A 14,653-nucleotide genomic window follows, 5' to 3' on the forward strand; every position below is an offset into this window, starting at 1 on the left:
AGTGCCGACCATGACAGGGGTCAGTAAATTTTGACGATGCACAATATCTTATTGATTATGTTACGGTAAATTGCCACGGGAAATCCCAGAGAGCCAAATAATCTTCCGCTGCTCGCGGCCAAGCCTCCTTCGCGTGAGCCCCGAATGACAGTTGGTACCCACAGTTGCGCGGTGGCCAGCAGGCTACAAGATTGCCATAGTCGGCGGCTTCGCCATAGACAGCGCCGTCGAGTTTGCGGCATCGGTCTTGCGACTTGAGGTGCTCGCAGTGGAATCCGACCTTTCTCGGAACGCCCTCACGCTCCAGGGTTAGCGATAGGGGGAGGCCGGTATAGGCGCAGATACCGCCTTGCTCGGAGAACAAGGCGTCCTCTACTGCATTGATCGCATCGTTGTCCCGGCGCAGTTCGGCATAGCTGCATTCCATCCCTTCAGGCTTTTCCGCCGCCAGCCGCGGCTGGCGCCAGCGAGTCAGTGCGTCGGGTTGCGGGCGCTTGACGATGGTTCTCAAAGGTCATCCTCGTCGTCTTCGGGCGCCTCTGCCAGGCGCTCCAGTCGGTCCAGGTAGCTTTCCAACTCCACCAGCGACGAGGTATCGCCATTGAGCAGCGCCCGCAGTGCTTCGATGTGCCGTCGCGCCGCCGGTAAGTCGGCTTGGTCCAGCGCATCTTCGACGGTCTCCTTGAAGTCCCGCGCCTGTTGTGTCTCCGACGCGGCACCTTCCATCACATGGTCGAGGATCCAGTTGGAATCGGCACCACGGGCGACCGCGGGCAGTTGCGGGCGTCCATCATGCAGCAGCCGCACCTCTTCCCGGCTCAGTTCACCGATGATCTGTGGTGAATGGGTGGTACAGACAAATTGCAGGGACGGAAAGGTCCGTTTCAGGTCAGCGGCGACCCGGCGCTGCCATTTCGGATGCAAGTGTAAGTCCAATTCGTCGATCAGCACGATGCCCGGCGTTTCGTCGAGCGCGGCTGCGCCCAAGTGCGGATTCAGCATCGTGGCCTTCGTGGCCAGGTCACCAACCAGTGCGAGCATCGCGCGTTGACCATCGCTTAAATTGTTGAACGGCTGCGCGCTGCTTCCGGCGAGGTCAATTACGACCTCGCCGATCATCGGATCGAAATGCAGGCCGGATGCTCCCGGGATGCAGGAGGCAGCGGCGCGCTGCACGGCGATAAAGCTGTCACTTCGCGTGCCCCCCTGCTGGAAGGCGATCCATGACTGGCGGGCGATCCAACGCACGAACTCCTTGGTACTCAGCCGTTGGTCGATGCTCAGGTCATACCCTGTCAGACGAGACATCCCGGTCTTGTCGGTCAAGGGCTCGGCATCACGGATAAGCCCCTGATCGCGCGGTATGCCGCACAACCTACAGATGTCATAATGAGCGATCAGCGGCAATAGGACATCGCGCTGCCTGGCCCCCTTGGTCAGCCCTTGGGCGAGGGCCTTCAGCGCGTTGGCTTCACGGTAGGTCGTTCTACCGGGCCATCCGTTTAGCGCCCGCTTCCAACTCAATTCCTCACCGAGCACAGAGCCCCTGGCGCCGACCACACAGGGAAAGTTCTCTTCCCACTGGTAACCTGCACCATTAATGATTTTACCAGGATCACGGGCCGCCGCCGCAGCGCGTTCGGAGGGATACGCACTGAATCTGACCTCATGCCGACGGATCGGTCGGCTGTAGTGGCCATCAACGCCGAGCAGCCAACTGCCGGCCGCCACTGCCAGCCCATCCAAGATGCTGGTCTTACCGGAGCCGTTATCGCCAGCGAACAACGTGAACTGCGGATGCAGATTAACAGTTTGCTGCTCGAAGCACTTGAAGTTGGTCAGCGTGAGTTGGTCTATTTTCATAATCGTCACTGACTCGACAGGTAAATTCTGCGCCGGAAATCGCCGATCTCTACAGTGTCGAATCTTACGTTCATAACTTATCCGATCCATTCTAATGGGCATCGTCTTCACAAGGCGCTGTTCGCGGAGCCAGAGCACAGCTTTCCGAGGCGGTTCAGAACTGCCTCACCCTAGATGTTCAGCGTCTGTATGCGGTCAGCGATCTGCCGCGGCGTCATGTTGAGCAGGCGTGCAGCCTTGGCCTGGACCCAGCCGGCATCTTCCAGGGCGACGATAACCCACTCGCGCTCGCCCAGGTCAGAACTATCCAGGTCGACCTTGGGGACCGACTCCCTCGGCAGCCAGACTCGCCAGGGTGTGAGGTTACGCTCGATCCGACCCCTGTCAATGGCAGCGGGGACGGCAAAATTTGCCATCCTGTCCCGCGGCGATTTTTGGTCAAGCTCCCAACCGACGCGGTCGCAGGAATGGCCGACACCAGTATGGGGGATTGCCGGTGTCCTGCCCAACCCGGATGCCAGAACCAGTCGACTTGTGACCACCCAATCCCTCCCCTGGCATACCGACCTGTACTCTCTGCGTCACCAAAGTGTCACAACTTGAAACGCGGCGAACGCCGGGTCTCGCGTCACCAGGACCATGGATTCCAACTCACTCTGCGCCGCCAGCATCCGATCGAAGGGGTCGCGATGGGCCAGGACGTAGCCTCCCGCGCGAAGTCCATGGCGATAGCTGACGGGCAGGTGGAGGAAGCCGTCAGCGGCGACCAGTTCCGCAAACTGCTCGGCCGCGTGGGGGACTTCATCGAGTTTGCCGAGCCGCTGCTTGGTCGCGATCTCCCAGGCCGTCGCCGCGCTGACGTGGACCGTGTTGGTTTCATCGGCGATGGCGGCCTGCGCCCTGGCGGACAGTTGCCGGTCGGCGGTAAACCACCACAGGAGCGCATGGGTATCGAGCAGCAGCCGCATCAACGGCCTTCCCAGGCGTCCAGCTCTTCCGGGGGTAGCGGGTCGCAGAAGGCGTCGGTCACGCGGCCTGCCAGGCGCCCCGGTTGACGCCGTGCGGGTGCGGGCGCCAAGGGCATCAGGCGTGCGTATGGCTTGCCGGCCTTGGCCAGGATGATCTCCTGACCGGCATGGGCCTGCTTTAGAAGCTTGGAAAGGTGAGTCTTGGCCTCGTGAACGTTGACGGTCAGCGTCATTGGCGGCTCCTGATGGACTCAGTGCTCGGACTAAGTCTAGCGAGAATGACGGTGGGATGGAAGAAAGGCGATGTATGGGCTTCGGGCTCGCCGTGCTGTTCGGGACCGCCCCCTAAGGCGATTTCTGTCATGTAAGGGCGACTGAAGTCGCCCCTGGACATCGGTAGATCATTTCCCGGAAATCACCTTAGCCAAAAGGCGTAATGTGTCCCCTATGGGTCAACCGCCGGATCACGATCGATCCCGGCTTGCCTTACGCGCGCGGTCGACCACCAGCAGGTCGCCATCGCGGATACTCAAAACTGACGATTCGCTGACAACCCCGCACAGGCTGCGGTCAGGCGCCCACTGTTAGCCTGGCATCCGGTCGCGTTCAGTTGCGCTGCTATCGACCCGGCCGCCTTGCCTGTTGCGCGGCGGTGTGTCGGCGTGCGCCATGCTGCCGACTGGTTTCGGCAGCGGGCGCTGTCGATTGCCGAGAGGATTGAGCGGGGCGAGAGTCTCGCGGGATACGCATCATGTCAAACGCAACGCTGGTCCTGTTGATTACCGCGGCTATCCTGGCCCAGGTCGCGGCTGTTGGTCTGTTCGGGTGGCAACGCCAGCGCGCACGATTCCGGCAACTGACGCTGTCGGGCGAAGCGGCTGGAGAGGAGGTAAGGCCGGCCCGTGCCTTATCCAGGCAGCTTCCTGAAGCTGAGCCTGCCTTGGTTGCGGCGGGTGCGGCGAGTGTGTCTCCTGCAGCCTGGTCCGGCTATCGGGAGTTCCGGATCGACCGGCGCGTCGTTGAGGACGAGGGCGGTGCAGTGTGTTCTTTCTACCTGGTCCCCGTCGACGGCGGGAGCCTGCCGCCGTACCGGCCCGGTCAGTATCTCACCTTCCGGCTGGAAGTGCCTGACCCTGCCGGCGGTTCGCCCAAGACCCTGGTGCGGTGCTATTCACTGTCGGATCGGCCGCGCCCCGACTGCTACCGCATCTCGATCAAGCGGGTTCCGTCGCCTCCTGGTCGGTCGGAACTGCCGCCGGGCGTGATTTCAAACTACCTTCATGATCAACTCCAGGAGGGCGCCACGCTCTGGGCGCGCGCCCCGGCCGGTCACTTCTATCTGACCGAGGACGGCGCTGTTCCGATCGTGCTGATCGCCGGCGGAATTGGTATGACCCCGATGCTCAGCATCCTGAACACCTTGACCCACCGGGCCGATCCGCGCGAGGTTTGGTTGTTCTACGGCGTTCGCAATGGCGCCGAGCACATCATGAAGGAACACCTGGATGCGCTGAGCAAGGCCCACGCGAATGTTCATCTCCAGGTGTGCTATTCGGAGCCCCGATCTGACGATCGCTTGGGGACGGATTACCAGCATCAGGGCTTCGTCAACCTCGAGTTGCTGCGGCGGACCCTGCAGTTTGGCCGCCATGAATTTTATGTCTGCGGCCCGCCCGCGATGATGGAGTCCTTGGTGCCCGCCCTCGAGGCCCAGGGCGTGGCGTCGGCGGACATTCATTACGAGTCTTTCGGGCCGGCATCGTTGAACCAGCGTCAGGCGCCGAGTCCGGCGGCGGTGATCAACCCGGTCGCCGTGCGCTTCAGCGGTTCCGGCAAGACCGTCGCCTGGGACGGTTCAGCCGGCTCCCTGCTGGACCTCGCCGAAGGCCAGGGTATTCCGGTCGATTCCGGCTGTCGGGCCGGCAGTTGCGGCACCTGTGAGACACGGATCGAAGCCGGTGAGGTGGCGTATCGACAGCAGCCCGATGCGGACCTCAAGCCAGGCCATTGTCTGCTCTGCATTTCGACCCCGAAGACCGATCTAACCCTGGCGCTCTAGAGTCCAAGATGAATCGTTCCATTATTCGTAAAGAAGTCCTGCCGTTCGTCCTGATGTTCGGGTCGCTGATCGTCGCGACCGCGATCACCGATGCCTTGTTGCACGCTTACGGCCTCTATTGGATCGGCCGCTATCTGGGTATCCCCGGAACCATCCTGATCCTGCTGTCGTTTTTCTATTCCATGCGCAAGCGCAAGCTGATCCACTCCGGTAACCCGAAGACCCTGCTGCAACTGCATGAGATCTTCACCTGGGTGGGGGCGTTGATGATCCTGGTTCACGCCGGTGTCCATGTCTACGCGATCCTCCCCTGGTTGGCGCTGCTGGCCATGCTGGTCACCCTGGCCAGCGGGATGACCGGGCAATATCTGCTCGGCCGCTCACGCCGCGAATTGAGCGAAAAACGGGAGTTCCACATCCGGCACGGGGATGCCGCGACCGAGGTTGACCGGGAAGTCTTTTGGGACGCGGTGACGGTGGACGTGATGAAGCAATGGCGGACGGTGCATTTCCCCATCACGCTGGCCTTCGGCGTTCTGGGATTCGCGCACATCTTCAGCATTTTTCTATTTTGGCAGTGGCAATGAACAAGCGCGCCGTTTTCTTTCTCGTTGCCGCCAATCTGGTGGTCCTGTTACTGATTGCCGTGGTTTGGCCTGAGCACATGGTCGCGCCCGGTCAGGTCATGCCGGCCCACCGGGCCTTTGCGACCGACTGCTTTGCCTGCCATCAGCCCTTCATCGGCAGCACGCCCGGCCAGTGCATTAAGTGCCACAAGCCGGCTGAGATCGGCCTGGTGACCACCAAGGGTCTGTCGATCGCCGACGAGCTGAAGTTTCCCCCGTTCCATCAGGACTTGACCGAGCAAGACTGCGTGGCCTGTCACAGCGACCACAAGGGGGTGCAGGTGTTTCACCCCATCGGCCGGTTCTCCCACGAGCTGCTGAAAGTCGCCCGCCGCGATCAGTGCAGCGGCTGTCATCAGGCCCCGCTGGACAGCATGCATCAAGGTGTCGTCGGCAACTGTGGTCAGTGCCATGCCCAAGATGCCTGGACCCCCGCGACCTTCGACCATGAGAGCCTGTTCAGTCTCGCGGGCGACCACGAGGCCGCCTGTAACACCTGCCATGTGGGTAACGACTACAGTCGCTATACCTGCTACGGTTGTCATGAGCACACCCGTTCCGGAATTCGCGAGGAACATGTGGAAGAGGGCATCAGTGACTACGAGGACTGTGTCGAGTGTCACCGCGGCGGGGATGCCGAGGACGCTGAGCACGCTGCTGGGCGTCGGGAAGGGCGGGATGCCGGCGAAGGCGATAATCGCGCGGATCAATCGTCAGGGGAGAAGGACGACTCCGACGAGGACGACGAGGACGACGAGGATGACGACTGATCGGCTGTCCCGCTTGCCCCCCGTCCTGCGGTTTCGGCTGAGTGCTGCCGGCTCCGGGGCCTTCCTGCCGGCAGGCAGCAATTCCAAATTTGAGGGTCCGCTGCGGCCCATGGTGGATGGGGCGCGCACAACCGACGTGCTGAATCCCGAACATCGTGCGGCGCGCCTTATCCACCATCAGCCCCGCCGACGGCTTCACGCTGGATGCTGCCGCCCAAATTTGGAATTGCTGGCCGGCAGGCCGGCGGCGGACGGCCCCGGCGTTGTCGGTCTATAGTGTGTGTTTGAACCCTTGGGTGGCTGCGGTCCGCGTAGCGAACACGACCGGCCAGCCAGACGATGTACCACGAGATTGACGAAGGCGAATGATGAAGTACTTCACCCGCACCTTGACCCTGACCCTCACCCTGGCAGCCGCGGCCCCGCTGCTGAACGCACAGACGGCCAATCAGCCGCCGCGCGGCCCCATGCCGTTCACGGCGTTCGATCAGGACGGCAATGGTGTCGTCACCCAGCAGGAGTTCGAGACGACCCACGCGCAACGCATGGCCGCGCGGGCGGCGGCCGGTGCCCCGATGCGCGGGGCCGCCAATGCACCGACCTTTGCGGAGTTTGATCTCGATGGCGACGGCAAACTCATGCCGGATGAGTTCGCCCAGGCGCAGCAGGCGCGTATGCAGGGACGCGGGATGGGGCCGGGGGCGGGCGGCGGCATGGGGGCGGGCGGGCCTGGTATGGGGATGGGACCCGGCATGGGCCGCAACATGCCATCCTTCGCCGACTTCGATCTGAACGCGGACGGCAGCCTTACCGAACAGGAGTTCAACGAGGCGAAGGGCAAGCGCATTCAAGAGCGGGCGCAACAAGGCTACCCGATGCGTAACCTGGCCAATGCCCCGACCTTCGGCGCCATCGACAGCAACAGTGACGGCCGGGTCGACCCCCAGGAGTTCACCGCGGCCCAAGCGCAGCACCGGCAGCAAGGCATGCCGCCGCGTTGAACTGGTCAGTTGACTGGCCGGTTCGGCGGTTCGCCAGGGGGCGGACGGTCACGTCTGGCCGTGCCGCGCGTCGCCCATCCGACGGGTGATTCCGCGGAACTGATATGCGCGTCCTGATCGTCGAAGATGATCCGCTGTTGGGGGCGGGGCTGCGCACCGGGCTGGCTCAGGACGGCTTTGCGGCAGATTGGGTTCAGGCCGCGGAGCCGGCCCTGCATGCCCTGAGTCTGGAGCACTTCGACCTGCTGATTCTGGACCTGGGCCTGCCTGGGCGCGACGGGCTCTCGCTCTTGCGTGAGCTCCGGCGCGCGGGGTCGGTCCTGCCCGTGCTGATCCTCACCGCCCGTGATGCCATCGCCGACAAGGTCTCCGGTCTGGATGCGGGGGCGGATGACTATCTGGTCAAGCCCTTTGATCTCGATGAGTTGAGCGCGCGGCTGCGGGCGCTCGCTCGCCGTGGTCGTGGTCATCCCTCGCCGGTCATGCAGGTCGGGGATCTGGCCCTGGATACCTCGCAGCGCGCGGCGACCTTGGGTGGGCAGGCGCTGTCGCTCTCACCGATGGAGTACACGCTGTTGGAGGAGCTGATCGCGAACCCCGACCGCGTGGTCACGCGCGCCCGACTTGAGGCCGCGGCCCGCGGCTGGCAGGGCGAAGTCGAGAGCAACTCGCTGGAGGTGCATATCCATCACCTGAGGCGCAAACTCGGCCGCGAGCGGATTCTCACGGTGCGCGGGGTCGGCTACCAACTGGTCTGCGTCGCAGCGTCATGACGTCGATTCGCCGACGGCTGCTGCTTGCTCTGTTGGGTATCTGGATCATGGTCTGGGTCGCGGTGGCCCTGATTTCGCTTGATCGCTCGGGTCATGAGATCGCGGAACTCCTGGATGCCCAATTGGCGCAGACCGCCCGGGTGTTGCATGAACTGACCCTGGTCGGCCCTTTATCCGTGGCCGCTGCCGCCCCGCAAACGCTGTCGCCCGTGGGTCATCCCTATGAGTTCAAGTTGAGTTTCCAGCGCTGGCAGGGCGATCGACTTGTCGCCAGTTTTGGTGCCGCACCATCGCAGCCCCTGGCGCCGACGCCCGGGTTCTCGGACCAGTCCATCGGTTCGGCCCAGTGGCGGGTCTTTGGTCTTCCCGGCACCCTGCCGGGAGAGGTTGTCTTCGTGGCTCAGAACTATACGATCCGTCAGGAGATGATCCGGTTTCTGACGATCCACGCATTACAGCCGATCCTGTGGTCGTTGCCCTTGACCGTGTTCCTTATCTGGTGGGCAGTGAGCGATGGCCTGCGCCCGTTGCAGCGGGTCGCGCGCGACATCGGACAGCGTTCCGCCGAGCGCCTGGAGCCGATCGATGGGCAGAGTGTCCCGACGGAGATCCGACCGCTGACCGAGGCCCTGAACGGTCTGATGGAACGTCTCGATCAGACGCTGGCCGCCGAGCGGCGCTTTGCCGCCGATGCTTCACACGAGCTGCGCACCCCGTTTGCGATTATCCGCACTTATGCCCAGATCGCTCAGCGCAGCACCGCACCGGATGAGCGTCGCGCGGCGCTCGATCAACTGATCCAGGGCGTGGATCGGGCAACCCATCTGATCTCGCAACTCTTGACGCTGGCGCGTCTCCAGGACGATGAACATGATGTTCACCGCGTGAGCGGGCGCGGTTTCGCTTCGCTTGCCAAAGCCGCTACACGGGCGGTGACTGACCGCCAGGCCGCCGCGGGCGCGCGATCAATCGGCTTGACCGCCGTGCTGCCGGACGGCGATCCCTGTGTGGTTTCAGCCCCGGCGGCGGTACTGGGGGTGTTGGTCGGCAACCTGATCGAGAATGGGATCAAATACACGCCGGCCGGGGGCCAGGTCCGGGTCGCGGTCCTCTGGCAGCGCGAGCGACTGGTGTTGCGGGTGACTGACTCCGGTCCCGGTATCCCGGTCGGCGACCGGCAACGGGTCTTCGACCGCTTCTACCGACCCGCCGGTCAGGTTGAGCCTGGGTCGGGGCTCGGGCTCGCCATCGTGCGACGGCTCTGCGACCGTTACGGTATCGAGATCAGCTTGGGCGACGGCGAGGGCGGTACGGGCCTGCGCGTGGATCTGATCTTCCCCGCGCCCGCCAGAGTCAAACCACATTCGCCATTGGGCTTAAGGATCTCTTAAGGCGACCGGTGGTAGCGTTAATGCGACAGCCGGCCTTGCCCGATACTGACCGCCTGGTCTCATCGGGCTCATATCCAGGAACACCTGTCCGGTTATCCACGGAGGTTCCAGCCCGTACCTGAATGAGAGGAGTCCCCGATGACGACCCCCAAACCATCGCGCGTCCAGCGCACACCACGAACAGTACAGCAGCGATCCCGGTGGCGCCCGTGGAGCCTGAGTCTCCTGATTGCGGCGCTCTGCCTGGCGGGACTTGCTTCGGTCTGGGCGCAGACCGCCGCCGCCGCCGTTCTCAGCATCGGCAGCGCGGCATGGAGTAACCAAAATACCTTGGTGCGGGTCATTGGGGTGGGCACGCCACGGACTCGAGTGACGCTGGTCAACGCCTACAACCCAGACCAGGTCTTGGGTAGCATCACCAGCACCTCGACAGGCGCCTGGAACATGGCCGCCGTGCGACCGAGCCCCATGCCCTGCCGGGTGCGCGTCACCCAGGCGGACGGGCAGACGGCCGAGCGCGATGTCAGCAACGTGCCGTCCACCTGTGCGCCCAAGGCGCCGAGCAATGTCGCTCCGACCGCCAATGTCAATGGTCCTTACAGCGGCACGACGGGCGTCGCCGTCAGCTTTAGTAGCGCGGGTTCCAGCGATTCGGACGGCACCATCGCCGCTTACGCCTGGACCTTTGGCGACAACACCAGCAGTACCCTGGCCAATCCCAGCCATGTTTACCCGACGGCTGGGACCTATACCGTTTCCCTCAGAGTCACGGACAACGGGGGCGGGACCTCGGCCGCGTCCACCACCACCGCGACAATCGCGGCACCGGTCGCCTGCACCGCGTCGATCGCGGAGCATTGCAGCATCACGGCCTATACCGGACCGGCAGTGTGCGTGGCCTGCCACGAAGGTGAAGCGCGCGATATGCATGGCTCGGTCCACTACCAGCAGGGCGGCGCTTTCCCCAACGTCACCAATATCCCGACCAACTTCGCGGCGGCCGGCGAGCGGCCGGCTAAGGCGGCGGGCGACTTGGTGGCGACCGGCGTCAACACTTACTGCGGCACCCACGAGAACTCCCCGCGCTTCACCTGCGCCGGTTGCCATGTGGGCAATGGGCGGTTCCCCATGGCGCAGTCGCTCTTTGAAGACTTGCCCGTCGGGTCCGCGCAGGCGAATGTCCAACTGGCGAACATCGACTGCCTGATGTGCCATCAGGAGGTCTACAAGCGCTTCCCGGACTGGACCGCCAGTGGGCAGGGCTTCAGCAGCTTCAGCCTGCTCAATCTGACCGAGGACGCCGCTGGCAAGTTGGTTCGCTCCGACGGCGGCACGGTGGTGCGCACCGGGTTCCAGGGCATCCCGAACGTCAGCCTGGCCGGCGACTTCCTGTTCAAACCGGCCGGCAGCGACACGCTCCCGGCGGCGGTCCCCATGACCCCGATGCCGCTGACCACCCTGGCGGCGGCGCAGAACGTCCATGCCACCACCCGTCAGTCCTGCCTCAACTGTCATGCCGGGGCGGCCGGGGCCGATGGCGCCAAGCGCGGCGATCTGTCGAAGGAGAACATCAATCCGACGGTGACGGTGGATATGCATATGAGCCCGGCGGGCGCCGACCTGACCTGCTCTGATTGCCATAACGCGACCGGCGCCAATGGTGAAAGCCACCGGGTGCGTGGGCGCGGTCTCGACCTGCGGGCCAACGACGTGCCCGAGCGCTTCACCTGCGAGACCGGCGGTTGTCACTCGAGCCGCCCCCATGGCGACTACAGTGCCACCAGCGGCTCCAGCAAAGACAAGCACGCCATGAAAGTCGCCTGCCAGACCTGTCACATCCCGTCCTACGCCAAGGCGGCGGTCGGGACCGAGATTGCCCGTGACTGGCAGGACCCGCACCCGTCCGATTCGGCCTGTAACGGACGCGGCGGCTGGCTGCCCCGCGAGGATAAGGGCGGCCTGGGCAGCGCCGCGCTGATCCCCAGCTACACCTGGTTCGACGGCAAATCAGAAGTCGTTTACCTGGAGGAGTCGCTCACCGGCATTCCGACGGTGCCCCTGGACACGACGCTCGCGGCGAACTTTTATCGCGGCCTTGAGCCCGGGCAGCGCGCCTATGCCTTGGGGATGCCCAACGGGGACGTGGCGAGCAGTACAGCCAAGCTCTACCCGATGAAGAAGCACTGGGGCAAGCTGGCGCGGAACGACAGCACCAATAGCTTCGTCGGACACTCTACCTTCGAGTTCTTCCGCACCGGCAGCTTCTGCCGCGCGGTCGCGGTGGGTCTGGGTTTAGACGAACCGAACGCGGCGACCAGTACGGTCTGCAGCGGTCTGCCCGGCGCTTTGGAGATGCCGCCCGACACCACCACGGTGCCGGTCTTTACCTACCAGACCATCAACCACGGGGTCGAGCCCAAGAGCAATGCGCTGGGCGGCACCAGCGCGGGCTGCGGCTCCTGCCATGCGGCGCTCACCGGCGGACCGGCGCGGATGGTCATGAAGGATCTGGGCTATGGTTTGCGCACCGCTCCTAGCGCCGTCATTGGCACCCGCGTGACCACACTCAACGGTAATCTGAATGCCATCTGTGGTCAGTGCCATAGCAACAAGACCGAGGGCCGCACGTTCGACTCGGTGCACAAGCGACACGTGCAGGACAAGAAGAAGGACTGCGCCGCCTGCCACAACTTCACGCGGCCGGAGCGTGCATTGAGTCTGAGTCGGAACTAACTGTCCTGCCCTGCGTCTTACGGTGATTTCCGACAATTTGGATACCGGTGTGTAGGTGCGACTTCAGTCGCACCTGCGTCCGAATCGGTGCGACTGAAGTCGCACCTACATCCGAGCCGATGGTTGGCGGTATCCGGTGTTCCGGAAAGCACATAAGCCCCCGGTCAATCCGGGGGCTGTTTTTTGAGCGGACAAAAGCGTCGCCCGATCCCTGGTCAGCCACGGCCGCCCTGCATTACCATTCTGCTGCTTGAGCACCGCCGTGCCTTTGTGGTCAACGGCGCCACCCACCCACGCGAAGCACCCCTATGAAGTTCACCGTCGAGGAGTTCCGAGCCTGGCCCCATAAGTGCGTGACCCTGCTCGGCATGTCCGGGGTCGGCAAGACCTTTCTGTCCGCCCTGTTGCGGCGCAGTGACTGGTTCCATTATTCGGGTGACTACCGCATCGGCACCCGTTATCTGGACGAGCACATCCTCGACCTGATCAAGGCTCATGCCATGCGCGATCCCTTCCTGCGCGACCTGCTGCGCAGCGACTGGATCTTCATCCGCAACAATATCAAAGTGAACGACCTGGGACCGGTCTTAAGTTTCGTCGGCAAGCTCGGTAACCCGGAACTTGGCGGCCTGCCGCTGGCCGAGTTCAACCGCCGTCAGGCGCTCTACCGTGAGGCCGAGATCGCCGCCATGTTCGACGTGCCGGACTTCATCCGCAAGGCGCAGGAAATCTACGGCTATGCCAACCTGGTCAACGATGTCGGCGGCAGCCTGTGCGAGCTGGACGAACCGCGGGTCATCTCGCTGCTCGCCAGGCACAGCCTGATCCTCTACATCCGGGTGCCCGAGGCGGATGAGATCAAGCTGATCAAACGTGCCCAGGCGGACCCCAAGCCGCTGTATTATCGGCCGGAGTTTTTGAGCACCGCGCTTGCCGAGTATCTGCCGGCGCGGGGTCTGGAGTACGTGGCCGAGATCGATCCGGATGATTTCACCCGGTGGGTCTTTCCCCGCCTGTTCCACTCGCGGGTGCCGCGCTACGAGGCGATCGCGCGGCCTCATGGTTACACGGTCTCTTCGGAGGAAGTGGCCCAGATCCGTGACGAACAGGATTTTCTGGAACTCCTGGAACGGGCCATCGCGCGCGCCGACGGCGTGCCGACGGCTATGCCGACTGATCCAGCCGATCCCCTTCAGTGAGCCGCCGCCATGCCGATCGTTGCCCATAACCAACTTCCCACCTTCAGCCACCTGCGGGCTGCCGGTCATCAGATCCTGGACCCGGTGCGCGCCGCTCAGCAGGATATTCGGGAACTGCACATCGGCCTGCTGAACATGATGCCCGACGCCGCGCTGGAGGCGACCGAGCGTCAGTTCTTCCGGCTCATCGGACACAGTAATCAGATCGCCCAGTTCTACGTGCACCCCTTCACCCTGGATGCCTTGGCGCGGGCGGAGACGGCGCGGGCCCATATACAGCGCTACTACAGCACCTTCGAGCGCATCCGCTCCGAGGGGCTGGACGCGCTGATCATCACCGGCGCCAATGTCACCGGTCCCGATCTCTCTACTGAACCCTTTTGGGAACCGCTGATCGAGGTCGTGGACTGGGCTTGGAATAACGTCAGTTCCACCCTGTGCTCCTGTCTCGCGACCCATGCCGTGCTTCAGTTTCGCTACGGTCAACGCCGGGAGCCTTTGGGCGAGAAGCGGTGGGGGGTCTTCCCGCATCGGGTGGTCAATCGCGCCCACCCCCTGGTCGGCAACGTCAACACCCTGTTCGACGTTCCCCACTCGCGTTTCAATGAGATCAGCCGCGCCCAATTCGACGCTGCCGGATTGCGGGTGCTGGTGGAGGGCGAGCGGGCCGGGGTCCATCTGGCGGTCAGCGCCGACGGCATTCGTCAGGTGCTCTTCCAGGGACACCCGGAGTACGACACCATCTCGTTGCTCAAAGAGTATAAACGCGAAGTCAACCGCTTCGCGGCCGGCGCGCGGCGCGACTATCCCCCTTTCCCCGAGGGTTACTTCACCGTACAGTCCCAGGCCATCCTCGATGAGCACGCGCAGCGCGTCCGCGCCGCCCTGGCCGCCGGCCGGGAACCGCCGCGCCTGCCCGAGGACCACATCGTCTTCCGTCTCGACAACACCTGGCACGATACCGCAGAGGGGGTGATCGGCAACTGGATGGGGTTGGTCTATCAGATCACCCACAGCGACCGGTGCTTACCCTTCATGGACCATGTGAACCCGGCCGATCCGCTGGGGTTGGGGTGGAATCGCGCGCCGGCGTGAGGTCTTGCTCATCCCTGACGCGGAGACGTGGCGGCAGCAGTTCCAAATTTGGGTGGCCGCCGCCAACAGCGTGTCGGCAGCGAGGCCAATGGTGGATGCGCTGCGCTTATCCACCCTACAGAACCGGCGCCGCTGTAGGGTGGATAAGGCGCGCCGCTCGGTGTCAGGGACCCGG

Annotated in this window: 13 protein-coding genes and 1 pseudogene; 9 read left to right on the plus strand and 5 right to left on the minus strand. The window is 63.8% G+C overall.

What is annotated here, in order from left to right:
* Positions 1 to 55 precede the first annotated feature (55 nt).
* The 5 genes and pseudogenes from QZY03_RS22180 to QZY03_RS22200 form a co-directional block, all read right to left on the minus strand.
* Positions 56 to 511, minus strand: a complete 456-nt coding sequence (locus QZY03_RS22180; RefSeq protein WP_295584664.1) for a hypothetical protein — start codon at positions 509 to 511, stop codon at positions 56 to 58.
* Positions 508 to 2,001 carry an AAA family ATPase gene (locus QZY03_RS22185; protein WP_295584665.1) on the minus strand — a complete coding sequence of 498 codons (1,494 nt, stop codon included), beginning with the start codon at positions 1,999 to 2,001 and terminating at the stop codon, positions 508 to 510. Before QZY03_RS22185 ends, QZY03_RS22180 begins: the two co-directional genes overlap by 4 nt.
* A 16-nt stretch (positions 2,002 to 2,017) precedes the next feature.
* Positions 2,018 to 2,183: pseudogene (locus QZY03_RS22190) on the minus strand (helix-turn-helix domain-containing protein); the annotation flags it as partial.
* Positions 2,184 to 2,444: 261 nt separating this feature from the next.
* A complete protein-coding gene (locus tag QZY03_RS22195) occupies positions 2,445 to 2,831 on the minus strand; it encodes a type II toxin-antitoxin system VapC family toxin (protein WP_295584666.1) in 387 nt (128 codons plus the stop codon).
* On the minus strand, positions 2,831 to 3,064 hold the full coding sequence (locus QZY03_RS22200; protein WP_295584668.1) for a type II toxin-antitoxin system Phd/YefM family antitoxin: 234 nt from the start codon (positions 3,062 to 3,064) through the stop codon (positions 2,831 to 2,833). Before QZY03_RS22200 ends, QZY03_RS22195 begins: the two co-directional genes overlap by 1 nt.
* A 518-nt stretch (positions 3,065 to 3,582) precedes the next feature.
* On the opposite strand from QZY03_RS22200, the gene QZY03_RS22205 reads away from it, so the two are divergent.
* From QZY03_RS22205 to QZY03_RS22245, 9 genes are all read left to right on the plus strand, one after another.
* Positions 3,583 to 4,890 (plus strand): 2Fe-2S iron-sulfur cluster-binding protein, encoded by a 1,308-nt coding sequence (locus QZY03_RS22205; RefSeq protein ID WP_295584670.1) that lies wholly within the window; start codon positions 3,583 to 3,585, stop codon positions 4,888 to 4,890.
* Positions 4,891 to 4,898: 8 nt separating this feature from the next.
* Positions 4,899 to 5,477 carry a hypothetical protein gene (locus QZY03_RS22210; RefSeq protein WP_295584672.1) on the plus strand — a complete coding sequence of 193 codons (579 nt, stop codon included), beginning with the start codon at positions 4,899 to 4,901 and terminating at the stop codon, positions 5,475 to 5,477.
* The gene (locus QZY03_RS22215; protein ID WP_295584673.1) at positions 5,474 to 6,286 is read left to right on the plus strand and encodes a class III cytochrome C family protein; all 813 of its coding nucleotides are present in this window, start codon (positions 5,474 to 5,476) and stop codon (positions 6,284 to 6,286) included. The genes QZY03_RS22210 and QZY03_RS22215 overlap by 4 nt, the downstream gene beginning before the upstream one ends.
* 365 nt (positions 6,287 to 6,651) lie before the next feature.
* Positions 6,652 to 7,287, plus strand: coding sequence for an EF-hand domain-containing protein (locus QZY03_RS22220; protein ID WP_363182534.1), 636 nt, complete (start codon positions 6,652 to 6,654; stop codon positions 7,285 to 7,287).
* Positions 7,288 to 7,391: 104 nt separating this feature from the next.
* The gene (locus QZY03_RS22225; RefSeq protein WP_295584675.1) at positions 7,392 to 8,060 is read left to right on the plus strand and encodes a response regulator; all 669 of its coding nucleotides are present in this window, start codon (positions 7,392 to 7,394) and stop codon (positions 8,058 to 8,060) included.
* Positions 8,057 to 9,451, plus strand: a complete 1,395-nt coding sequence (locus tag QZY03_RS22230; RefSeq protein ID WP_295584676.1) for an ATP-binding protein — start codon at positions 8,057 to 8,059, stop codon at positions 9,449 to 9,451. The genes QZY03_RS22225 and QZY03_RS22230 overlap by 4 nt, the downstream gene beginning before the upstream one ends.
* A gap of 138 nt (positions 9,452 to 9,589) precedes the next feature.
* The gene (locus tag QZY03_RS22235) at positions 9,590 to 12,184 is read left to right on the plus strand and encodes a PKD domain-containing protein (protein ID WP_295584677.1); all 2,595 of its coding nucleotides are present in this window, start codon (positions 9,590 to 9,592) and stop codon (positions 12,182 to 12,184) included.
* Between the two features lie 308 nt (positions 12,185 to 12,492).
* Positions 12,493 to 13,383, plus strand: a complete 891-nt coding sequence (locus tag QZY03_RS22240) for an ATPase (RefSeq protein ID WP_295584678.1) — start codon at positions 12,493 to 12,495, stop codon at positions 13,381 to 13,383.
* A 9-nt stretch (positions 13,384 to 13,392) separates the two neighbouring features.
* Positions 13,393 to 14,478, plus strand: a complete 1,086-nt coding sequence (locus QZY03_RS22245; RefSeq protein WP_295584679.1) for a homoserine O-succinyltransferase — start codon at positions 13,393 to 13,395, stop codon at positions 14,476 to 14,478.
* Positions 14,479 to 14,653 lie beyond the last annotated feature (175 nt).

Source organism: uncultured Lamprocystis sp. (assembly GCF_903933125.1).
Taxonomy (GTDB): Bacteria; Pseudomonadota; Gammaproteobacteria; order Chromatiales; family Chromatiaceae; genus Thiodictyon.

Coding starts and splice junctions, on each gene's coding strand:
- QZY03_RS22195 (WP_295584666.1), bottom strand. CDS start 2,831: ATGCGGCTGCTGCTCGATACCCATGCGCTCCTGTGGTGGTTTACCGCC.
- QZY03_RS22200 (WP_295584668.1), bottom strand. CDS start 3,064: ATGACGCTGACCGTCAACGTTCACGAGGCCAAGACTCACCTTTCCAAG.
- QZY03_RS22205 (WP_295584670.1), top strand. CDS start 3,583: ATGTCAAACGCAACGCTGGTCCTGTTGATTACCGCGGCTATCCTGGCC.
- QZY03_RS22210 (WP_295584672.1), top strand. CDS start 4,899: ATGAATCGTTCCATTATTCGTAAAGAAGTCCTGCCGTTCGTCCTGATG.
- QZY03_RS22215 (WP_295584673.1), top strand. CDS start 5,474: ATGAACAAGCGCGCCGTTTTCTTTCTCGTTGCCGCCAATCTGGTGGTC.
- QZY03_RS22220 (WP_363182534.1), top strand. CDS start 6,652: ATGATGAAGTACTTCACCCGCACCTTGACCCTGACCCTCACCCTGGCA.
- QZY03_RS22225 (WP_295584675.1), top strand. CDS start 7,392: ATGCGCGTCCTGATCGTCGAAGATGATCCGCTGTTGGGGGCGGGGCTG.
- QZY03_RS22230 (WP_295584676.1), top strand. CDS start 8,057: ATGACGTCGATTCGCCGACGGCTGCTGCTTGCTCTGTTGGGTATCTGG.
- QZY03_RS22235 (WP_295584677.1), top strand. CDS start 9,590: ATGACGACCCCCAAACCATCGCGCGTCCAGCGCACACCACGAACAGTA.
- QZY03_RS22240 (WP_295584678.1), top strand. CDS start 12,493: ATGAAGTTCACCGTCGAGGAGTTCCGAGCCTGGCCCCATAAGTGCGTG.
- QZY03_RS22245 (WP_295584679.1), top strand. CDS start 13,393: ATGCCGATCGTTGCCCATAACCAACTTCCCACCTTCAGCCACCTGCGG.